Raw genomic sequence first — 20,462 nt, forward strand, 5'->3', positions numbered from 1 at the left:
GTGGAGTGAGGCTCCTGCCCGGTGACACGGCGAGACAGTAGACCGGGATTCCGGCCGCACCAAACGACTCCTGCCCCGGGCCCCCAGCGGGCGTCACCTCGTTAGGTGCGGCCGGAAAACGCCGTTAACCTCCGGTGCAACCTCGCCCGAGACGAACGCCGTTGAGCACGGTCCGGAGCAGGTCCAGATCCGACGTGCCCTGAAAGAGGCCCTTCCTATGAGCTACACGCTGCACCGAGGCGACGCCCTGACCGTGCTGAAGTCCCTTCCCGACGAGAGCGTCCAGGCCGTGATCACCGATCCGCCGTACAACTCCGGCGGACGCACCAGCGCGGACCGCACCGGCCGCACCGCGCGAGCCAAGTACGTCACCAGTAATTCGGCGCACGACCTCGCCAACTTCCCAGGAGAGAACCGCGACCAGCGCTCCTACCGCTCCTGGCTCACCGAACTGCTCACCGAGTCCTACCGGGCCTCGACCGAACACGCGGTCGTCATGGTCTTCGCCGACTGGCGACAGGAGCCGACCACCTCCGATGCCCTGCAGATGGCGGGGTGGACCTGGAGTGGCACCATCCCGTGGATCAAGCCTTCCAGCCGGCCTCGGAAGGGCGGACCGAAGCAGGACTCGGAGTTCATCCTGTGGGGAGTCAAGGGCTCCCTCGACAACACCCGCGACCTCTACCTGCCCGGCCACTACATCGCCTCCCAGCCCCGCAAGGGCCGGGTTCACATCACCCAGAAGCCGGTCGAGGTCATGCAGCAGCTCGTCCAGGTCTGCCCCGAGGGCGGCACCGTCCTCGATCCATTCGCCGGCAGCGGCTCCACCGGGGTCGCGGCCCTGCGCGAGGGACGTCGCTTCGTGGGCGTCGAGCTGTCCGCGCACTACGCCGACGTCGCCGAGCAGCGGCTGCGCGCCGAACTGACGAATGACGACTTCGAGCTGGCCGGACCGGAGGCATGAGCATGAGAACGGGGAGTCCGGAACCGACCGGACACAGAACGCCGAAGGGCGGCTGGCGCATCGAATGGTCGATACACCAGCCGCCCTTCTCATTGCCTCAAGCTGCTTCGAAAGCCCGCCGGATGAGCGGCGCCGCCTTCTCCAGGCTGGCAGCCGAGACCACGCGCACTGAGCTTGTTCCGCTTTGACGGACACCATTGGTGTGGTGGTCAGGCTGTGAGTGCGGTCTCGTACTCGGCTGGGCTGAGGTAGCCGAGGCTGCTGTGCAGTCGGTGCAAGTTGTACCAGCCTTCGATGAAATCGAAGATCGCGGTGTGGGCGGCGGCCCGGCTGGGCCAGGCGGAGGTGCCGAGCAGTTCGCGTTTGATGGTCGAGAAGAACGACTCGGCGAGCGCGTTGTCCCAGCACTGGCCGGTGCGACCGACCGAAAGTCGGACCCCGAACTGGGCTGCCAGGGAAGCGAATTGCTGGCTGGTGTATTGACAGCCGCGATCCGAATGGAAGATCACGGGGTGGGTGGGGCGACGCTGCCGGCAGGCGGCTGTCAGCGCCTCGGCCACCAGCTCGGTCCGCAGGTGATCTGCGGTTGCCCAGCCGACTACGCGCCGGGAGGCGATGTCGATGACCGTGGCCAGATAGAGCCAGCCCTCCTCGGTCGGGACGTACGTGATGTCGCCGCACCAGCGGGCATCGAGCCCGGCGCGGTCGGGCTGGAAGTCCCGGACGATGAGGTCGGGACGGAAGGCAGCCCTGGGATCGGGGATCGTGGTCACGTGCCGTCGTCTGCGGTGCCGGCCCTGCAGCCCGGCGGCCCGCATCAGTCGTGCGACACGACGACGGCCACACCCGGCACCCTCGCGCTTGAGCACGGCATGCACGCGCGGGGACCCGTAGGTTCCGCGGGACTTCGCATGGGCCTCGAGAATCTGCTCGGTCAGCTCGGCATCCCGCAACGCGCGGGGTCCGGGCAGGCCGGAGCGACGGGCATAGAAGGCGGTCCGGGAGACCTTCATCAGCTCACACGCCCGTTTGACGCTGTGACCTGCGCGTTTCTCCGCCTCGATGAACGGGTGCACCGTCACCGGGTCTCCATCGCGAAGAAAGCTGTGGCCCGCTTGAGGACGTCGACATCCTCACGCAGCCGGCGGTTCTCCCGCCGCAACGCGGCCAGTTCCTCGCGCTCACTGCTGGTCAGCCCGTTGCGCTCGCCCGCGTCGACCTCGGCCTGCTTCACCCAGTCCCGCACCGCCGTCTCGGTCAGTTCGAAGTCTCTGGCGACCTGCCCGACCGAGCGGTCACCTCGTCGGCACAGACCGACGATCTCGGCCTTGAACTCCGGCGTGAACGAACGACGAGGGCGGCGAGGCTTCTTCTTCCCCATGCTCTCCATGATGGACATCCTCCCGGGGCAGAACCCCAGATCTCGAATGTCCGTCAAAGCGGATCAAGCCCACACCTCTAGGTCCCCGGTTCCCAGGTGCCCGATGCCGCGCATGTCCCGGGTGAAGCCTTCCTCCAGCTCGACCGAGTCTGGGTCGAGTCTGAGATAGACCAGGATCGCCTGGTGCTTCGGGCGGAAGATCACCGATGCCACGTTCACCAGCCGCCGGTAGGCGATGTAGTGCCGCAGGGCCGCGACCTCGACCTCGCCCCACGCCGTGAGCGCCTCGTCCAACTCCCCGTACAGGTCCCGCAAGCACTCCGGAACCAGGCCGCCACCCGTCGGCAAAGGAACCACCGGTGCCGCCAACCTACTGCCGACCACAGCGTCCCGACCCCGACTCGGCCGGGACGACGCAACGCTCGGCGAGCCGGGCGAGGAGTCCACGAGCAGCAGACTCAGCAAGCCGCCCTCGAAGACCCGGTAGCGCACCAGGTCGATCCGCTCGGGCAGCCGCTGCACGGCCACACGGTCGTGGTGCGAGAAGCCAGCCGCGATACAGATCATCCGCGGACGCCGCCAGTCGATCGAATCGGCCACATCCACGCCCAGCACCGTCCGCACGAGCGCCTCGAACTCGTGCTGCGCCGAGCGCAGCCAGGTCAGATACGAAACGGCCTGCGACAGCACCCCGCTGTCGGAGCCCTTCTTGAACTCAACTTTACCGACCGCCGGAGCTCGTGAACCGGCTCTGAACTGGGACGATACATAGACTACATGTTCGCGACGGCGGGCTGGGGCCGTTTCTGTAGCTCTTCCTGGTTGTCTTATGGGACGGCCCGTCCACCGGGACGGTGGACGGGCCGTGGAACTGAGACGGAGCGTCAGTTCTCTGACCCCGCGCCGATCGAAGGCGATTGGGCTTTCAACGCGCTTCGGCCCAGGTCTTGTCGAACCAGACGAGGAAATCGGTCACGCTGCCGACCTTCGCGATCCGCTCGTGGATGGCGCGCTGATCGTGTCCAGCAAGGAAGTCACGCCGGACGGGAACAGGTTCGCCGCACCCGCATCCACAAGTGCGCGAGTCGAGTGGCGAGTCGAAGTAACTGATGGGGTTTCGGTTGCCGGTCACCGGGGAGTTGTGGCCCACATGCGTGTCATGCACGGGGTGTCCGCAGGTCAGAACCGTCCCCTGGAGGGTGCGACGGCCATCGTCGTCTCGCTCGTCTCTGCCGTTCGAGGCGCGGATCGCGCTGATCTCGACGGCGAGCCGCACCTGGCCTCCAGCGCTGAACAGGACATAGCGTTCACGGTCGGCCCGCTCTCCGAGAACCCATCGGCCGCGATTGATGTTATAGATCTGCTCTTCGCTCATCCCTTCGCGCCAGCCGTTGTAACTGCGCCCCATGGGGCAGGTCTCCGGGTCGAGTTGATTGATCGGCCCGAGCGTGATGTGCAGCAAGATTCCCCCAAGCATCTCCCGGGATAGTCTATTATCCCGGCCTGTACATGTATCTTAAGCGCAGTGATTCGATAACCGCAACCCCGGGATGTATGACTATCCGGGCGGTGTTCGGGAGTCGATCACAGTTGGTGGCCCTAGATCGGCGATGCACGCTTCGAGGTCGGCGACGCGCCGGTCCTGGAAGCGTAGGTTCGAGCGAGCGGCCTTGAGTCGTTCGTCGAGGGTGCGGTTGTCGGTGGTGAGCTGGCGGACGCGCTTTTTGAGGTTGGTGTTCTCGGCGGTGATCCGCTGGATGGTTTCCTCGGTCCACTCAACTTCCAAGTCGCGTATGTGGCCCAGTAGTTCGCCGATGCGGGTGCGTTGGGTGAGTATCTCGGTGTGAGCGGCTTTGAGGGCGTCCTCGGCATTCAGGGCGCGCTCGCGCCAGGTCGCCTCGCGTTCGTCGTTTTGTTCAGCGAGCGTGCGGGCTGGGTGTTCGCCTGCCTGCGTCATCGCCGCGGCGACTGCGGCTCTGGCCTCGACGTTGTCGTAGAGAAAGGTGCGTGAGACGTCGGCTCGGCGGGCGACAGCGGCGACGCTGATCTGGGCTTTCTCGCGTCGGATCCGGGCGATCGCCTGGTGGATGCGCTCAAGGGCGGCTTGGGTCTTGCGGCGTCGGGCGGCCAGGGCCGCCGCGGTGCGGGGCTTGGGAGTGGTGGCGGTGTTCATGCGGCATCCTGTTCGGGGTCATCGCCGTCAGCTGTGCACATATCGCTGTACTCGTCAGGCTCGTCGCTGCCCCCGTCGGCGAGGTCGGCGGCGCGGAAGGCGGTGGACCACACCCGGTGGAAGTAGTCCTGGGGTTTGCGCAGGTCCAGAGCGAGGGCGTCGTCGAGAAGGCCGAGGCCGGCGAGGGCCTTCTCCAGGCCGTCGATGGCGCGGGCGGTGGGCTCGAAGTAGCGGTGGAGGTAGTCGGCGGTGGCGTCGTCGGGGGCGCCTTCGGCCAGCAGTTGCCACTGCTCACGTTTGCGGCGCCAGTAGAGGAGGTCGGCGCCGGACAGGACGAACTTGTCGCAGTTGTGGCAGTCAAGGTTGAAGGGGCAGGCGCCGCCGTTCACGACGGGCTGGAAGGTGCAGAACCCGCCCTCGGCGGGGGTGCTGCGGCGAGAGAGGTCGATTGCCAGTGCCTGGGCCTGCTCGTGGCTGAGCGGGGTGGTGTCGCTGGTGAGGACTTGGCCGGGGTGGGCGGTGCCGGGGCCGGCGACCCACACGTGCTGGAGGACGTCGTCCAGGTCCGACTGGGTCAGGTGGACGTAGTGCTCGGCCATGCGGTCGGAGATGTGGCCGAGGTAGCGGCGGATGTGTGTCAGGGTCGCGCCGTGCCGCAGCAGCCGGGTGGCCAGCGTGTGTCGGGCCTGGTGGGCGACGTAGCGACCGCCGAGGTCAAGCCCGGCGAGCCAGCTACGGAAGCCGGTGTGGAACCAGGTGTAGGACAAAGCGCGGCAGCCGTCGGGATTGACGATGTCGGTGGGGAACAGCGCCAGGTGGGCGCGCTCGGCAGCAGTGGGTGGGCGGCCGGCGTGCCGGTCGGCGAAGTGGGCCAGGGTCTTTTGGCGGCGTTCTTCGAGCCGGTTCAGGAGATGGTCAGGGATGCGGACGGCCGCGTTCAGGTTGCCGACCTTGGTCTGGTCGTGCCAGAGCAAGGGCAGTCCGCCGTAGCGGCCGACGCAGTCCAGGCGGAGCTGGATGACCTCGCTGGCGCGTCGGCCGGTGACGATGATGGTCTCCCACATGTCCCTCAGGCCGCGGTCGTGCGGATCGTAGCCGTCTGCGAGTTGCTGCAGGTTGGCCTCGTCCGCAAGCGCCTGGGCAACGTCGTCGGGGAAGGGGTTGCGGCTGCGGGGCGTGCCCGGGCCGCCGACCGGCATGGCGGCGATGAAGGCGCGGTCCAAGCCGATTCTCTCGGCGCTGCCGCTGTCCAGCGCGCCACGCAGCAGGGACCGGCCGTAGTTGAACACCATCCGGCGCGAGTTCTCGGTGACCTTCGCTCTTTTGCCGTCCAGGCGGGCCTGGCCACGGAAGGCCAGGCCGAGACGTTCGCGGTTGCGCAGGTCCGCGACGAAGCGGTGGACGTGCTCGCCGCGCAGAGCGGACGGGTCGTGGCCGCCACCCGGCGCCTCCGCCTCCAAAAACGCGGACAGTTCGGCGCCGGCGCGGCGCACGAAGTCCACCGGCTGGGCGCTGCGCGGGCAGGTGGGTGAGCGCAGAACGTCCGCGATGTGGTCCCACAACAGGTTGCGCAGCCACCGCTGGGTGATGCAGGTCAGGTCGACGTAGCTGGAGCGGCCCGGGAAGCGGACACCGAAGTGCTCGGTCTCGATGTAGCCGGCATCCCGGGTGTCGGAGGGGGTGAAGTAGATCTTCCGCAGGGCCTGTTGGATTTCCTGGACCATGCGCTGGTGGTAGGCGCGGCGGAAGACGGACGCCTCCAGGCCGGCCAGGGAGTCCACGTCGCGGCGTTGGCACTCGTCCGCGAGCGACTGCACCCACGTCAGGTTCCACACGGCGACGGGCTGCAGGCCGTGGACATACATGCCCCACTGCAACTCCGCCCTCAGCAGGGGCCGCAGCCCGCGCAGGGTTGACCGTTCCGGTGCGGTGCACCGGCAGCTGTGCGCGGCACCAGGAGCGGAAGGCGACTTCGTCCTGGCAGGTCACCGGGACAGGGCGATCACGGCGCTCGTAGGTGGCGAAGAAGTTCTTCGGCGGCTTCGCCCCGCCCGGCCGCGCGGCCCGGATGTACCCGCGCTCGTGCGCGCCGCACAACCCCAGCGGTGAGGCGGCCAGTTCGTCACAGACGTCCGCGCGGCACTCACCGTAGCCCGGCAGCGACGGCTGGTCGGCCAGCCACCGTTCGAACTCCGTCTCGCCCCCGCCGGGGTGCCGTTTCAGGTGGCTCAGCCACCGGTTGCGGTGCCGGAAGCACAGCACCAGCTGCAGGCTGAACGCCGGCCGCTGCGGGCAGATCCGGCACAGCAACGCCTCCGGCATTTCCGTGGCCGGCAGCGGCTCCGCGGTCCGCAGGAACTGAGCCCGGTTCATGCCGCGCGCCCCCGCCTCCTGCCACTGCCCGGCGTGCACCGAGCACATCGCGTAGCGCCGCCAGCGGGGCCGCTCGCAGTCGACGATCGTGCAGCTCCACGGATAGACCGGGTGCATCGGCGGGATCTTCAGCACACCGCCGCGCAGCACCTGGTCGAACTCGGGCCCGTTGATCAGCGCGGTGAGTACCTCCAGCCGGTCCCGTCGCGTGCGGGCATCTTGCTGCGGCAGCAGCGACAGTGCCGTCACTTCGTCTCACCCCAGACCGAGCGCAGGGCGGCGTCGAACACCGGGCCGTGGACATCGACGTGTCCGTAGACCTCATCCACCATCGCTGCCGACGCCCAGCCGCCGGCGTCCCGGGCGATCAACACGTTGCCGTCGGCGGCGTCGAGAACCGCGGAAGTGAACGAGTGCCGGAAGGCATGGGGTTTCACGGTCCCGAGCCCGGCGCGCTTCCCGGCCCGGCCGAGCATCCGCCGGGCCCCGACCGGCGCCCACGGCTGCCCGGAATCGGCGCCGTGCAGCTGGACCATGAGCATGCCGTGCCCAGCCCCGCGCGGGTACTCGGCGGTGACGTACTCGAAGTAGGTGTGCACCATCGCGGGGCTGACCCGTTTGATCAGCCCGCCGGTCACGATGCCGTGCTCGACCCGCCAGGGGTGCTTGCTTTTGGCTTCGGCGCGGTTCGGATTACCGGGCCGGTGGCAGATGTGCAGGTGAGGGGCGCGGCACTCGCCGCAGGCCGCGTTCTCGCGCAGGTGCAGGTCGACCAGGTGGAGTCCGCAGAGCTCGCCGATGCGAAGCCCGCCGTCGGCGAGCCAGGTGACAACCAGCCGGTCGCGGGCGGCGTTCACCGTTTCCAGTAGCCTCTCCCGTGCGCCGTCCGGAAGCATCTTCGGATGCCGGCGGTGCGGCCCCTTCGGTGCCAGCGGGTTGGTGGGCAGCGACGACTTCACATGCCCGAGGAACGAACGGCGCCGGTCCACCCGCGATGGCAGCCGCGACTTATCGAGCTTCTTGCCGAGTTCGCCGTTGATGCCAAGGGAGGACTGGTGCAGGTAGAAGCCCTTCAGGCAAGCCGCCGCGGTCGACAACGCGGGGCGGCCGTAGGGGCGCTTGCCGACCCGCCACGGCTCGCCGAGCGGCATGCGGACCTCGGCACCGAGGATGCCCATGTACCGTTCCAGGTCCCGCAATTGGACCTCGGCGAAGGCCAGGCACTCCCGCTCCAGCCACCGCAGATGGTCCACCAGCAGATACGCGTACGTCCTCTGCGTTCCCGAACCGTCATGCAGACGCAGGAACCGGTCCGCCTCCGTGTGCACCGTCCCCTCGGGCCACACGATCGTCCACGACCGCCGCCCATCCTTCCGCTCGATCCGCTGGACCCTCAGGTCCCCGACCACCACGTGCCGTGCCACTCGTCCTCCGTACCGACTCCAGAACATGACAGACGTCCCGGACACGGTCGGTAAACAAGTCAGGGACGTGCTGGTCACAGTCCCAGACGGACATCACGGACAGCACAACTGGCGGTCGGTAAACTCGATCACCACCGGGCTGCCGTTCTCGTCCAACCCCAGCGTGTCGATCCGCCCCCGGTGCCACGGGCCGGTCGCGTACTCCGACGCCACGAACCGGATGCCCAGCATCTGCTCCAGCCCGGCCTCGACCCGCCGCTGCAGCTCCACCTCCAGCGCCACCGTCGAACCCGGCAGCTCCACGTCCCGCCCGTCCGCATCCCGCCGGAACAACATCAGCTCAGCCACCGCACCCCCACCCACGATCTATGCAAGGAGACCAATCGAACGGACGCGCTGGATATTCCTTCTGGGGATAGCAGGGAGCCGTGGCCAGTGTGAAGGCCCCGGAACATTACCCCGGATAGCGGATCGACGTGTGCCATGAATCCTCGCGAACGCCGGACCCACGGCTGCGGTCCTGGCCTTGGCACGGAACTGTCGTGGTGATACTCGGCAGGCAGCGCGGAGGGGCATCCTCCGTGAATCGGCCCCAGTCTCCTGTCTCTGACTCACGGTGCAACGTGGCTGTGAGGGCATCGGCGATGTGAGTCCGGCTACAGCTTCTTCCGAGTGCGTGCCGGTACCGAGATTTAGCCTGGCTGGTGCCCCACTTCCTGACCGGCGGTTACTTCTGACCTCGGCTTGCGTCGGGGGACAAAGCGGCGCCACCCGCGCTGGGCGCGTCGCCTGGCTTCCCACTCCGTTCGTTCTGTGAGCAACGTGTCGACTTCCGGATCGCTTCTAAGTGCCTCAAGCAGGGAGTCCAAGCTGGCCGACACGCCCTTCGACGCACGCTGAGTGAGGAAGAGCTGGTCGTTGAAGTCGTCGCTCCGCTGGGGCAGCCGCCCGCCTCGTGCGATAGCCGCCAGAGCGTCGAGGGCATCCTGTATCCACACGTTTTGCCTGTCGCGCGCCGAGCCGCCTCCCAATGGGAGGAACCAGATAGTGCCCAGGTCGTGCAGGTCTTCCGTTACGCGCATCCGAAGCTTGGCGTGCTGTAGGAAGGCCGCCTCGCTCTCCAGTGCGGTGGCGGCCCTTGCAACTTCGCGACCCTCTAGCTCCGAATCTCTAAGCTCGACGAGCCTCATATGCAAGTCCTTCATGAGTGCTCTGTCGTCATCTTGTCGTTGCTTCTTGCGGGTGTACGTCTCCTGGAGGACGTGCGCGTAGTAGCCGCCCACCAAGGTCACCAACCCCACCCAAATTTCATTCATGAGACCGCAGTATCGCGTAGTTGCTACTCCCGAAGGAGGCGTGTCGGGGCCCCGCCATGCCCGAGCGCAGACATCGCGTCGACCACCCGACAGGAGCCCATCAGCGACGCCTCATTGCCTCAACCGAAACGGTGAGGCTGGTCGGCTACCCATAGGCGGACGATGTGGTCGTCCACCAGGCTTTCTCACGGCCGCGTGGTCTCAGCCCGCCTTGAGTTGACGGTGGGCGAAGACAATGTCTCGTACCCGCAACACGGCTGTCGGGGCGATTAGTGACAGGACAGGTAGGGCGTAATGCCAGCCGTCGCCTGCGAGCACGTCCGTGCTGAGACGCATGGCTGCCTCTGTTGTTTGTGCGGCGTCGGGGGGCAGTTGCGCCAAGGCCAGGGTGTGGAACGTCTGGATGAAGGCGGTGCTGGCGGATTCGTTCACCATGCGCAGGCTGGGCGGCGTGCCGGTCAGGTAACCGGCCACGGCCGCGAACGCCTCTGCTCGGTCGTACGGGGCACTGAAGCCGTCCGCTGACGCCCGGGCTGCGGCCAGAGCTCCGAACGCCGCGTGGGCGACGGCGATGGCTGCGGTGGGCAGTTCCCAGGGCGGGATGCCCTGCCAGCTGCTCTCCCGTGCCAGTAATACCCTCTCAGCGTCCGCCTGTCGTCCAGGGGCTCTAAGGAGGAGCAGGACTAAGAGGTCTTCAACTCTCCACTGCCTTTCTGATGCTTTGAGTGTCTTCCACGCCTGCTCTACGGCCTCGCGAACCCGCTCGGCGCACTGCTGGTCTGCGTCCCCAATGGCCGCTAGAAGTTCAGCAAGATCGGCAATGTGTTCTCTCAGCTGTAGGGGTGAAGTGTCCGCGGTCCTCAGGTGCTCAAGCTGACGGTCGATGATGCTTGCGGCTTCGGCAGGGTCATGGGCGCGTAGGCCCGCCGCGACCGCTACGAGTGCGCGGCGCCTTCTGTCACTGTTCTCGTCGTCCGTCTCCTTCGCGAGCATCACGGCTCGCTCGCGCTCGCCGGCGAAGGCCAAGGCTTGGGCTGCGGCACCTTTGGCATTGCTCACGATGATGCCGGGAGCGCCGGCGAAGAGGGAGAAGTCAAGGGCTCCTTCAAAGCTGCTGGTGGCATCGGCGGCCTCGTGCGCCAGCCGTCGTGCGTCGGGGAGATGTCCTGCTGCGGCAGCTTCAACAGCGGTTGCTGCAAGGGCTTGAATCCGATCGGCCGGATCTCGGAGGCTGCGGGCCAGCAGCGCACCATCCGGATGCCGCCCCATGGCCGCCAGTGCCGTGCAGAGGGTGATCAGCCACCCTTCGCGAAGCGCGGCGGCACCCTGGGATGATCCGACCGCTTGCAGGGCCTGGTGCAGCCGTCGGTGCGCCTCATCGGGGTGGTTCTGCTCGGCTAGGTGGCATGCCTGCCTGGCCAGCACCTCGGCGGACTGTTCCTCCTTCGCGGGCTCGTGCGCGTGAGTGAGTACGGCACGGGCCTCGGCTCGGACGTCCCAGCCGAAGGCGGTGTGTCTGTCCTCAGGCACACTGGTCTCAAGGTCGCGGGCTTCGTTCGCGCAGCCGACGTCTACCAACGCGCGTGTGACTTGAGTGAGCATGGGGCCCAGGAGCATCGTCAGATCGCCGGCGTCTCTCTCCGGCAATGCTTCAGGATGGGTCAGGGCAGCCTTGAGATGTTGTGCCGCTTGCTGGGCCAGAGCATGTGCTTGTTCGGGCCATTGTGTGGACAGGGCCGAAGCTGCCGCGGCGTCGACGACGCAGGTGGTGAGCCCGGGGGGAAAGCTTCGTGCGTAGTCAGTGATGCGTTCATACAGCCGGGTCGCGCGCGGTGGGTCGGCCACGGAGGCGACGAAGGCCCATGCCCTTACGGGCGCGCCGGGGTCGGCCGGGTCTCTGGATGCCACGTCGTGAGCGTGCTGTTCGGCCTCCGCCAACAGTTCCTCTGCCAGCATGGCACTGTGAGGACGAGCTGCGGCGGCTGCTCGCGCCGTCGTCTCGGCGAGCAGTGCGACATCCTCGTACGACGACACTGAGCGCAGCGACTCAAGAAGTGCGCGCCCTTGCCCGCATTGGCCGATGGTGAACAGCGCGACGGCGGCCTCTGCGACCGCCGCTTCAGCCTCATACTCGTCCCCGTTCGGCGGAGATGATTCCGCACGAGCGCGGTCGGCCCACCACACCGCGTTCTTCGCCACATCGGCCGCCTGACTGGCGTACTGGTCACCGGCACCGGCCAAGGCCCGCGCCACGCTTGCCAGACGAACCGCCTTTTCAGCAGCATGCGGTGCCAGCAGGGCGAACTGCCGTGCTCGCTGCGAATGTCCCAGCCAGGCGAACGCCACAGCGAAACTTGCCGGCAGGGACCTGGCCTGCTCAGTCAGCAGGGTCCGAGAAGCAGCGAGCCCGGCCAGGGCCACCACGTCGACCGGACGGCGTTGGCGGATCATGTGGGCGCTTAACTCGATGTCGGACAGCGCCACATCAGGTGACGCACGCCCAAGCAGGGCTTGTTGGCGTTGCGGGTCGAGGGCTATGGCGGTCAGCCGCTCCCCATTCTTGTTGCCCGCCAGCATGTGTGGATAGTCGTACAGCAGGTAAGTGGGGGTGTCGGCCGGCCAGCCCCGAGCCTGGTACTCATCCGCCCAGGCATATAGCCGGTCCTCGAACTCGCTCACGTCCCCGAGGCGGTTAAGGGCGCGATTACGTAGTTCGGTATGTCCCAGCGCGAGGGGATGAACGCCCACCGGCGTATCCGGAAGGCGCATCTCGCCATGGGCGCCGGGGACGAGACTGCGACCGGTGACCCCACGCAACTGCCGTTCGACGTTGAAGGGCCGCACTCCGACAAGCTGGGTCAGGTCTGCTGCCGTCAGACTGCCTCGCGCCGCTACCAGAAGTCCAAGGAGAGGGACCCCAACCTGCTCATTCTGCAACAACTGGTCGACCTCACGCCCGGCCATGCGGCTGATGTCAGCTGCATGTGGCGAGGGGGCGAGGGAGCGGACGATATGCCGAAGGCGCAGCGGGTGGTCGCCGGGCACGTCGTCAGGGATTAGCGGATAGGGCCGACCGGTGACCACCACGCGCATGCCTGCCGGAGGGTTCCGCGGCAGCAGCGCGGCAATGCTCGGTTGGCCAGCTCCTGCGGCGTCCTCGTCCAGGCCATCCACTACGAGCACTAGGCGCCGACCGCGGTCCCGGCAGGCCTGCGCGGCTGCCTGACACAGACTAGGGAAGTCTTCCGGGCGCGCACCGGCGGCTGAGGGATCCTGCTCCCCAAGCGACGCCAGCTGCCGCATTACCGATTCCAGGAAACCCTTTTGATCGTTGCGCCCCAAGTAGTCGGCGATGAAGTACGCCACCAAGTCCACATCGTCTGGCCGGTGCCTTAGGACGAACTCTGACAGCAGCGCCGATTTCCCCGCCCAGGGGCCCGCCTGCCACCACATGTACCCGGTAGCACCCGGCAAATCCTCGCCGCCGCAGAACGCGGCCAACTCCCGAAGCTCACTGTCCCTGTCCAATAGGCGAGCAGGCAGAATCCTCTGCTCAATCCAAGCGCCGTACCCGGAGGCCTTGACCGGCTCCAGCACCGTCGCTGTCTGGCGCCGCGGCCGGGCAGGTTGAGCCTGCTCCAGCTTGGTCCGCCACCAACGCTCATCGCATGGCTCTCTGGCCCACTCGCTCCACACCTGCACGACGGCGATCAACCGCTCGTCGCTACCTTCATAAGGGACCTTTGCTTTGCTGAAGTCGTCGTGCAGCCAATCCCTGAGACGCCGGTCAAGCGACGAGCCGTGCCCCTCGGCCGTCTTGGCTGCTATGCGACGCGAATACTTCTGTCCACCCTGGGCGTCATAGGCTGTTTTCGCCCTTCCTTCCAGTGCCCGCAGGGCGTCGTACAGCTCACGGGCAGCCTTGGACGTCTTCCCCATCCCCGCTCCATCCCCATCTGCCCGCCGCGCCGGGCTGCCCGCACTGGGCCCGGCGGGCACGCCCATGACCAGCAGCGTAGAGCCAGTTTTCCCGCTGTACCCGCTCTTTCGGACACCTGCCTCCCGAGCCCGGCACTGTCGTCCTGTCCGGCAGACGAGCCGGCAACGACAACATCGCATCACTCGCCGGAGGCCGCTATGACCATTACCCTCGCACTCTCCATCGCGCTCATCGTCGCCCTGGCAGTGCTGGCCGCCACCGCAGCCGCCGTTCTCGCCCGCGTCGACGGAGCCACCTTTCCCATCGCTCTCAAGGCCGCCGCCACCGTGTTCGCCGCAACCATCACCCTCGCCTGTGCCACAACCGCAGCCCTAGCCTCCGTGCTCCGCTGAATCGGATCCAGAGAGCAGGACTGACCGCGATGGCCGCCGGAAGAGGGCAAAGATCGTCACGGGTTACCCATGTCTGCGCGAGGCAGGTCTCCGCATGAAACCCCATCGAAGAGGACCTGAGGTCCGACGACTCGATGCCCTCCCCGTCGAGCCAGGTCAGCTCGCGCGAGGAGTCCGCGGTCTGTCCGCCTCCCCGGTGATCTGAAGCGCTGCCACTGATCAGGGCTGTCCAGGCGCGAGCCGCCTTACCGTCCTGGGACCCGAGCCGTGCCCGCGATGCCGAACCGACCACCGGCACGTTCACCAGGAACACCGACCGCCAGCCCGCGCTCTCGCCGAACACCGACGACAGCGGGGCGGCGGAGACGAGGACGCCACCAGCGCCAGACGGAATGATGTCCACCTGTGGTGGCCTCAGACGGCAGAGTTCTCGAGCCCTGTAACCCAAGGTAGGCGAACTGGCATGTGCCGCCGTAGGGTCCGCTCCGCCGGCACGAACTCGTGGACGAGTTCGTAGGGGGGAGAGTCCCTCAGCCGGTGGCAGTCTCCGGCAAGAACTGCAGCGAAGGCCAGCAATCTGCGGTCGGCCGGGCTCTTCAGCAGGCGTGCTGCAGCCCTGGCGCCTTCGCTGACCAGCCGCGCGGTCTTAACCAACTCGTCCTTGGCGGCTGGATCACCGTGTGCAAGGGCAGGCGACAGGCGGTCTCGTTCACCGACTGCATGAGCAGCTGCCAGGACGAGAACCGTTGATGCTGCTGTCGCGGCGAGTTCGCCCGCATTGGTCATGGCGTTTGCCAGCAAGGGGAGAGAAGCGAAGGGGAGGGGGTCGGCGATCTCCCAGAGAGACTCCGCGACTTGGAGCCCGGCATTTACTCCCGTACGGTCCACGCGCAGCGGCGGCCGGTCAGGAGAAGTCTGACGCAGTTCCCAGCGCTCGACGCTGGGGTCCGCGATGCCGGCTCTCAGGATTGCCCGAAACGCCTCTCTCAGGCTCTCAACGGTGATGTCGGGCACGTCCAGCCGCACGAGACTGCCCTGGCGTCTGATGTCCAGCACCGGGAATCTAGCTTCTCCGGCTGCCTGAACTATCGAGAGGTCTCGGCCGACGTAGTTCGAGTCCTCCGCGTCCGAGACGACCAGCGATGCGTTCTGCGCGTAGGCCACGGCGACTCCGTGCTCGAATCCACGGCAAATGGCGCGCGCGCGGATTGCTGCGTCCAGTACCTCCTCCAGATCGGCCGACTGTCCGCCCAAGAGGAGTGTGCTGTTGACAGGATCCCAGCGGAAGTCCTCGTGTGCGTTCGCGTTACGCCACTCAGAGCGGATGGTTGAAGCAAGGATCTTGCACAGGGGGTGACTGACTTCGGCTGCAAGCAGATCCCGGATGGTGGAGAGCGAGGGCCCCTGCGGAATCGGCTTGCCCAGCAGTTGCATGACCACAACAGCGGTGCGCTTGACGTCTGCTTCCAGCACGGCCCGGTGCAGGTCCATGACTGCACGCGCCCTTTCCTCCTGGTATTCCGCACGGTTGTAAGCGTCAAGGTAGGCGACCTGTCCGCGATGGGAGGACAGCAGCTCCGGTTCTCGGGCGACGTGTCGTGCGATCACTGAGCACGCCAGCTCCGGTTCGGACTTCAGAAGGGACGCCACCAGGTCGCGTGCCTGGAGGGCAGCCCGGTGAGTCACCAAGGGCCGATCGGACAACGCGAGAACGGCAAGGTGATGGAGGAGTGTCGCCGTCAGTGGCAGCGAGTCATCAATCAGATGTCTCATGCTTCGACGCAGCCGACGATCGAGCGCATCCGGGGCTTCCGCCCACGCGGCAAGAAGACGGGCCCGTGACGCCACCCCCGAGCCGGGACGCAGTTGTTCGGCTGATACCCCGAGCGTTCGACGGTAGATGTCCTCGTCGGTATGGCCGGCGTGATCAGACCAGGCGGCAGCCTCCAGAGCTCGCCCGGCTGCCTGGGCCGCGAGGGCGTACCTCCGTACTGCAGACCAAGCGGACTCCGCCCAGCCCTGTTCCAAACAGGCGAACAGCGCGTGGACCTCGCTCCGATTCGCTCGTGCCAGATCAGTCGCCAAACGTCGCTCGGCAGCGCTGGTCCGGGACGGACGGAACCAGGACACTTCCTCCGCGGCGGCACTCATGGCGACAACCGACGCGCGAAGACACCGCAACAGCTCCGGGAGCTGTTTCCCGACGGCCCGGCCAGAAGCGGTCCGTAAGCGCAGGATCTCCGCGGCGATCTCGTCGGTCTCCTGCTGAAGCCCGGGCAGGTCGGCGTCCCTCAACACGGACTTCCACTGAGCGCGGGTCACTGGCACGAAGGCGACGTCCTGCTGGCCTGTGATCTTCTCAGGAGGCGCGGAGAGATTCAGTTTTCGGACCACCGCTGGCGCCGCGGCACTGGACTCTCGGCCGACTGCGCCCAGTTGGTCGGGCAGGGATACGTCCATCAGCACAGGATGGCACCAGTGGCCTGCCCGAAGCCCGTCGTCTCACCGTATTCACCCGTGCCTGCGGACGCTGACAGTGCGGGCGTGGTGACTTCCCTCTAATCGGCAGGTCTGTGTGCGAGGGGCGAGGACTTGGTGCGACGCAGGCCGCCACGGGACGGATCGGCTATCAGGTGATGCCTCGCTGAGCAGGGAATAGCCGTCTACCTCCCCCGCTACCACGACAAGGCAGCTGCACCAAATCGCTGATTCTCCGGATTCTGATCCCGCTCGCCAGCATTTTGGCTGTGCGGCTTCGCCGCGTGGTAGGCGAAAGAACGGAAATCCGCTACTTCAGCGGTGATCACCCAGGAGACACGCGATGTGTAACCAGTCCAAGCCTGCCGTCGAGGCTGCCTTCCTGAACGTCCAGGGCGCCGCGAAGTACATGGGCATCTCGGTGAACACTCTCTACGTCTGGCGCCATCGCCGGCAGGGGCCGCCCAGCTTCCGGATGGGGCCCGGGGGGCGGGTGATGTACCGCCGAGAACTGCTCGATGCGTGGCTCAACGACCAGCAGCAGGCGGACTCGCGGTCGAATCCGGCTCTCAACCCCCTGAACGCAGCGCCGCGGCAGCGCGAACGGCGCCGTGCTGCTTGACCTGGAGAAACGGTTCCGGAGGGAAAAGCAGTATCCGGAATTTCATGCACGCGGAGATCGTCTGTGTGTCTGATCGCGACGCGACTCGCGCCGCGCGAACCGTGACCAGGCCAAGGAGAAGGTGCGCATGGCGGGCTACATCGAGGACCGGTGGCTCAAGAAGCGGCCGAACAAGGAGACGGGCAAGCGCGAACGCACGGGACTGTGGGGTAAGTGCACGCGGTACCGCGTCAAGGGGATACCGGGCGTCCGGGACCGTTCGTTTGACACGGTCACGGATGCCAAGGCGTGGCTGGCCGAGACGCAGACCGACGCACGACGAGGGGACTTCGTCGACGCGCGCGACGGCGCGATCAGCCTTCGTGAATATGTCGAGAAGCACTGGTGGCCGTCCCAGGTGCATCCCGCTCAGACGATGGAAAGCATGCGGCACCGGATTTGGGGACACGTGCTGCCGCAGCTCGGAGAGCTGGCGCTCAAGGACATCGGCGTCGCGGAGCTGCGTAGGTGGTCGGCCGATGTGCAGCGGTCACTGGCCTCAAGCACGGCGTATGTCGCATGGGTGTACCTCAAGGCGATCATGCAGGCTGCGGTCGAGGACAAGCGTCTGTTCCGCAACCCGTGCAAGGGCAGCAGCTCGATCAAGCCGCCGAAGAAGCCGGAGCGCAAGGCTCGCGCCTGGCAGCAGGATCGCGTTGATGCCGTACGCGAGGCGCTGGCCGACCGGTACCAGATCGCACTTGACCTCGGGGTCGGGTGTGGGCTCCGACAGGGTGAGGCGTTCGGGTTCAGCCCAGGCGACGTTCGTGGTGACTCGGTGCACGTAGAGCGGCAGATTCTCATGCATAAGTCGCAGCTCTACTTCGGTCCGCCCAAGGGCGGCAAAGAGCGCGACGCGCCCCTGCCGAAGGTTCTCGCGAAGCGGCTCCTCACGCACCAGGAGCGTTTCGAGTCGATCGACGTGACACTGCCTTGGCTGGATCCCGAGGAGCCCGACCTCGCACGCGGGGACCGGCGCAAGGTGACCGTCCCGCTGCTCGTCTACACCGGGCGTTGCGGTGCGATCAACCGCACCACCTGGAACACCAAGGCGTGGAAGCCCGCGCTCGCCGGCGCCGGAGTCATCCCGCCGCTGCCCAAGCAGCAGCCCGGCGAGAAGCCGTCGCGAGTCTGGGAACCCAGCCGCGAGCACGGCTTTCACGTCCTTCGTCATACATATGCTTCGGTGATGCTCGAAGCCGGAGAGTCGATCGTGTCGCTCGCGAAGTGGCTGGGGCACTCCGATCCGGCGTTCACACTCCGGACCTACACTCACTTCATGCCGCAGGCCGGCGCTCGTGGGCTGTCCGCGATCGAGGCGTGGTTCACGGATCTTGGCTGAAAGTCCCTGAGAAGTCCCAGAGGGCGAAAGAAGCCAGCCGGGTGCCGGTATATATGCAGGTCAGAGCGCGATCGCTCCGTGAGCAGGACAGAACCCGGCGTACAGCCCGACTCGTCTGCCGTTTCTTGCGGCTTTGCTTGTGGAAGGGCCTCTGACCTGCGTCGGAGGCCCTTTGCGGTCTTTGTGTCGTCGCCACGCAGCGCCGCCTGCGGGGACTTCGGCCGGGTTCCGGTCGAGCTTCAGCGCCGCAGCGCTTCCACCGGCTGGATACGGCTGGCCCGCCAGGCCGGATAGAGCCCGGCGACACCCCGGTCAGCAGACCGATGACGGGGGCCGCCACGACGGTGGCGGGGTGAATGACCGGGGTCCACTCGCGCGCTGTCGCGGTGCCGATGACGGCGAAGGTGCCGAGACTGGTGCCGACCGGCCCGCCGAGGGTGCCCAGCGCTCCCGACTCGGCCAGGAACTGGAAGGTGATGCGGAGGCCACGGGCACCCCTGACTGTCGCCGCCTGCGCTGTGTCCGAGACCGGCGAGGGCCTTCTGCGGCTGCCGTACGTCTTCCCCGTGGGCGCCGGGCTTGAGATTCCGGTACACCGGCAGTGTTCCGGTCAGTACGAACACCGGCCGGCCGGATATCTCCATGAGGACCCGGCCGGCCTTGAAGGTCTTGCCGGCCTGGACCAGAACCTTGGTGACGACCGGCTTGCCACCCTCGGCCGCGGACGCTGCGGGGGCGATGTCAACGGTCTGCGAGGCGGAGACCGTTCCCCGGGTCACCACGGTGTCGGAGAGGACCCGGCGCTCGACGGGCGCGGTCAGGACGTCGGGTTCGGGAGGTGCGGCTTCCACCGCAGCCTGCGCCGGTGACTGCACGAGGGTGGCGCCCCACAGACCGGCCCCGGAGAGCGCGAAGCCGCCCACCGCGAGGACGGCCACTGCTCTGTGCCGACGCGCGATGCCGCCCTTCCGGACTTCGTCCAACACGCCGACTCCCTCCCGTTCGAACGTAGTTGAGCTACCTGTAGGCGGCATGAGCGCCCATCAGTTGAACACCCCTCCTGACGATCGTCAACAAACTTTCACTTCCCGCCACGTTGACTCAAAGTGGCCCTTGAGCAGTGGGATTGTCGACTGATCTACTCGATCGCCGATCCATAAGGAGATGAGTTCATGCCAAGAATGCGGAGTGTCGGCCTCGTCGCAGCAGCCGTGGGTGCACTGCTTTTCGGCGGCGCTAGCGCGGCCGGCGCGGGCAGCTACAACGGCTCCTGCGAGAGCGCCGGCGGCGAGATCTGCCTGTACCGCAACTACGAGTTCGCCGGCGGGCTGTACGACACGGTCTACAGCAAGACGAACTACGACGGCTCGACCTACTACGGCACTTCCACGCTGATCGACAACACCCTGTCGTCAGCCAAGAACATGGACATGGTCAACAACGTCGGGTTCTACGCCGGCAAGAACTACACGGGAACCCTGGAGTACCTCCCGGCCGGCCTGTGGCTCCGCTCCGGCGACGACACCGCGTCGTCGCACTGCTTCAGCAGCAACGCCTACTGCCCGATCTGACCGATCCGACTGAAGGAGTCCACTGTGAGGAACTTCAAGAGAACCGCGGCGGTCCTGGCTGCCGCGGGTGCGCTGCTCGCCGGTGCCGCCGGGACCGCCAGTGCCGGTAGCTACAACGGCTCCTGCGAGAGCGCGGGCGGCGAGATCTGTCTGTACCGCTACGCGAACTTCGGCGGCAGTCTCTACGACACGGTCTACAGCAAGACGAACTACAGCGGCTCCACTTACTACGGCACCTCGGTGCTGATCGACAACACGATCTCCTCGGTCAAGAACCGCGACTACATCAACTCCATCGATGTCTTCACCGGCCAGAACTACACCGGCCTGCAGGTGCACGCCGACCCGGGCCTGGACCTGTGGGACATGGCGGTCTTCTGGGACGGCGCCACGGACGACGCGATCTCCTCCCACTGCTTCAGCAGCAACGCCTACTGCCCGTCCTGA

General features: G+C 66.9%; 16 protein-coding genes and 2 pseudogenes. 6 read left to right on the top strand and 12 right to left on the bottom strand.

The window, feature by feature from the left end:
* Positions 1 to 217: 217 nt before the first annotated feature.
* Positions 218 to 964 (top strand): DNA-methyltransferase, encoded by a 747-nt coding sequence (locus tag OG322_RS27550; RefSeq protein WP_329307142.1) that lies wholly within the window; start codon positions 218 to 220, stop codon positions 962 to 964.
* A 209-nt stretch (positions 965 to 1,173) separates the two neighbouring features.
* Here OG322_RS27550 and OG322_RS27555 read toward each other — a convergent pair whose 3' ends face one another.
* The 10 genes and pseudogenes from OG322_RS27555 to OG322_RS27600 form a co-directional block, all read right to left on the bottom strand.
* The gene (locus OG322_RS27555; RefSeq protein ID WP_329307143.1) at positions 1,174 to 2,046 is read right to left on the bottom strand and encodes an IS3 family transposase; all 873 of its coding nucleotides are present in this window, start codon (positions 2,044 to 2,046) and stop codon (positions 1,174 to 1,176) included.
* A complete protein-coding gene (locus OG322_RS27560; protein ID WP_443066562.1) occupies positions 2,043 to 2,354 on the bottom strand; it encodes a transposase in 312 nt (103 codons plus the stop codon). Before OG322_RS27560 ends, OG322_RS27555 begins: the two co-directional genes overlap by 4 nt.
* A 54-nt stretch (positions 2,355 to 2,408) precedes the next feature.
* On the bottom strand, positions 2,409 to 3,035 hold the full coding sequence (locus OG322_RS27565; protein ID WP_329307144.1) for a DUF5655 domain-containing protein: 627 nt from the start codon (positions 3,033 to 3,035) through the stop codon (positions 2,409 to 2,411).
* A 235-nt stretch (positions 3,036 to 3,270) separates the two neighbouring features.
* Positions 3,271 to 3,807, bottom strand: a complete 537-nt coding sequence (locus OG322_RS27570; protein WP_329307145.1) for a hypothetical protein — start codon at positions 3,805 to 3,807, stop codon at positions 3,271 to 3,273.
* Between the two features lie 96 nt (positions 3,808 to 3,903).
* Positions 3,904 to 4,518 carry a DUF6262 family protein gene (locus OG322_RS27575; RefSeq protein ID WP_329307146.1) on the bottom strand — a complete coding sequence of 205 codons (615 nt, stop codon included), beginning with the start codon at positions 4,516 to 4,518 and terminating at the stop codon, positions 3,904 to 3,906.
* Positions 4,515 to 6,383 carry a tyrosine-type recombinase/integrase gene (locus tag OG322_RS27580; protein WP_329307147.1) on the bottom strand — a complete coding sequence of 623 codons (1,869 nt, stop codon included), beginning with the start codon at positions 6,381 to 6,383 and terminating at the stop codon, positions 4,515 to 4,517. Before OG322_RS27580 ends, OG322_RS27575 begins: the two co-directional genes overlap by 4 nt.
* A gap of 753 nt (positions 6,384 to 7,136) precedes the next feature.
* Entirely contained in the window at positions 7,137 to 8,315 is a 1,179-nt protein-coding gene (locus OG322_RS27585) for a tyrosine-type recombinase/integrase (RefSeq protein ID WP_329307148.1), read from the bottom strand.
* Between the two features lie 120 nt (positions 8,316 to 8,435).
* A pseudogene (locus tag OG322_RS27590) lies at positions 8,436 to 8,663 on the bottom strand (DUF5655 domain-containing protein); the annotation flags it as partial.
* A gap of 344 nt (positions 8,664 to 9,007) precedes the next feature.
* Positions 9,008 to 9,631 carry a hypothetical protein gene (locus OG322_RS27595; protein WP_329307149.1) on the bottom strand — a complete coding sequence of 208 codons (624 nt, stop codon included), beginning with the start codon at positions 9,629 to 9,631 and terminating at the stop codon, positions 9,008 to 9,010.
* Positions 9,632 to 9,832: 201 nt separating this feature from the next.
* Complete coding sequence (locus OG322_RS27600; RefSeq protein ID WP_329307150.1) at positions 9,833 to 13,570, bottom strand: hypothetical protein; 3,738 nt, start codon at positions 13,568 to 13,570, stop codon at positions 9,833 to 9,835.
* A 198-nt stretch (positions 13,571 to 13,768) separates the two neighbouring features.
* On the opposite strand from OG322_RS27600, the gene OG322_RS27605 reads away from it, so the two are divergent.
* On the top strand, positions 13,769 to 13,963 hold the full coding sequence (locus OG322_RS27605; protein ID WP_205083772.1) for a hypothetical protein: 195 nt from the start codon (positions 13,769 to 13,771) through the stop codon (positions 13,961 to 13,963).
* A 414-nt stretch (positions 13,964 to 14,377) separates the two neighbouring features.
* Here the strand turns inward: OG322_RS27605 and OG322_RS27610 are convergent, their stop codons facing one another.
* Positions 14,378 to 16,423, bottom strand: coding sequence for a hypothetical protein (locus tag OG322_RS27610; RefSeq protein ID WP_329307151.1), 2,046 nt, complete (start codon positions 16,421 to 16,423; stop codon positions 14,378 to 14,380).
* A 361-nt stretch (positions 16,424 to 16,784) separates the two neighbouring features.
* Between OG322_RS27610 and OG322_RS27615 the strand changes: the two genes are divergently transcribed.
* Both OG322_RS27615 and OG322_RS27620 read left to right on the top strand, forming a co-directional pair.
* Positions 16,785 to 17,063: a helix-turn-helix domain-containing protein gene (locus OG322_RS27615; RefSeq protein ID WP_329307152.1), complete on the top strand. Its 279-nt coding sequence runs from the start codon at positions 16,785 to 16,787 to the stop codon at positions 17,061 to 17,063.
* 127 nt (positions 17,064 to 17,190) lie between these two features.
* Positions 17,191 to 18,444, top strand: a complete 1,254-nt coding sequence (locus tag OG322_RS27620; RefSeq protein WP_329307153.1) for a tyrosine-type recombinase/integrase — start codon at positions 17,191 to 17,193, stop codon at positions 18,442 to 18,444.
* 239 nt (positions 18,445 to 18,683) lie between these two features.
* On the opposite strand, the pseudogene OG322_RS27625 reads toward OG322_RS27620, so the two are convergent.
* Positions 18,684 to 18,940: pseudogene (locus OG322_RS27625) on the bottom strand (ABC transporter permease); the annotation flags it as partial.
* A 676-nt stretch (positions 18,941 to 19,616) separates the two neighbouring features.
* Between OG322_RS27625 and OG322_RS27630 the strand changes: the two are divergent.
* Positions 19,617 to 20,015 (top strand): peptidase inhibitor family I36 protein, encoded by a 399-nt coding sequence (locus tag OG322_RS27630; protein ID WP_123470400.1) that lies wholly within the window; start codon positions 19,617 to 19,619, stop codon positions 20,013 to 20,015.
* Between the two features lie 24 nt (positions 20,016 to 20,039).
* Entirely contained in the window at positions 20,040 to 20,462 is a 423-nt protein-coding gene (locus OG322_RS27635; protein WP_185095701.1) for a peptidase inhibitor family I36 protein, read from the top strand.

The sequence above is a fragment of the Streptomyces sp. NBC_01260 genome (assembly GCF_036226405.1).
GTDB lineage: Bacteria > Actinomycetota > Actinomycetes > Streptomycetales > Streptomycetaceae > Streptomyces > Streptomyces laculatispora.

Bases quoted from the DNA above. Each gene is read 5' to 3' on its own strand.
- OG322_RS27600 (WP_329307150.1), bottom strand. From the start codon at position 13,570: ATGGGGAAGACGTCCAAGGCTGCCCGTGAGCTGTACGACGCCCTGCGG.
- OG322_RS27610 (WP_329307151.1), bottom strand. From the start codon at position 16,423: ATGGACGTATCCCTGCCCGACCAACTGGGCGCAGTCGGCCGAGAGTCC.
- OG322_RS27580 (WP_329307147.1), bottom strand. From the start codon at position 6,383: ATGTATGTCCACGGCCTGCAGCCCGTCGCCGTGTGGAACCTGACGTGG.
- OG322_RS27615 (WP_329307152.1), top strand. From the start codon at position 16,785: ATGTGTAACCAGTCCAAGCCTGCCGTCGAGGCTGCCTTCCTGAACGTC.
- OG322_RS27620 (WP_329307153.1), top strand. From the start codon at position 17,191: ATGGCGGGCTACATCGAGGACCGGTGGCTCAAGAAGCGGCCGAACAAG.
- OG322_RS27630 (WP_123470400.1), top strand. From the start codon at position 19,617: ATGCCAAGAATGCGGAGTGTCGGCCTCGTCGCAGCAGCCGTGGGTGCA.
- OG322_RS27595 (WP_329307149.1), bottom strand. From the start codon at position 9,631: ATGAATGAAATTTGGGTGGGGTTGGTGACCTTGGTGGGCGGCTACTAC.
- OG322_RS27550 (WP_329307142.1), top strand. From the start codon at position 218: ATGAGCTACACGCTGCACCGAGGCGACGCCCTGACCGTGCTGAAGTCC.
- OG322_RS27560 (WP_443066562.1), bottom strand. From the start codon at position 2,354: ATGGAGAGCATGGGGAAGAAGAAGCCTCGCCGCCCTCGTCGTTCGTTC.
- OG322_RS27605 (WP_205083772.1), top strand. From the start codon at position 13,769: ATGACCATTACCCTCGCACTCTCCATCGCGCTCATCGTCGCCCTGGCA.
- OG322_RS27575 (WP_329307146.1), bottom strand. From the start codon at position 4,518: ATGAACACCGCCACCACTCCCAAGCCCCGCACCGCGGCGGCCCTGGCC.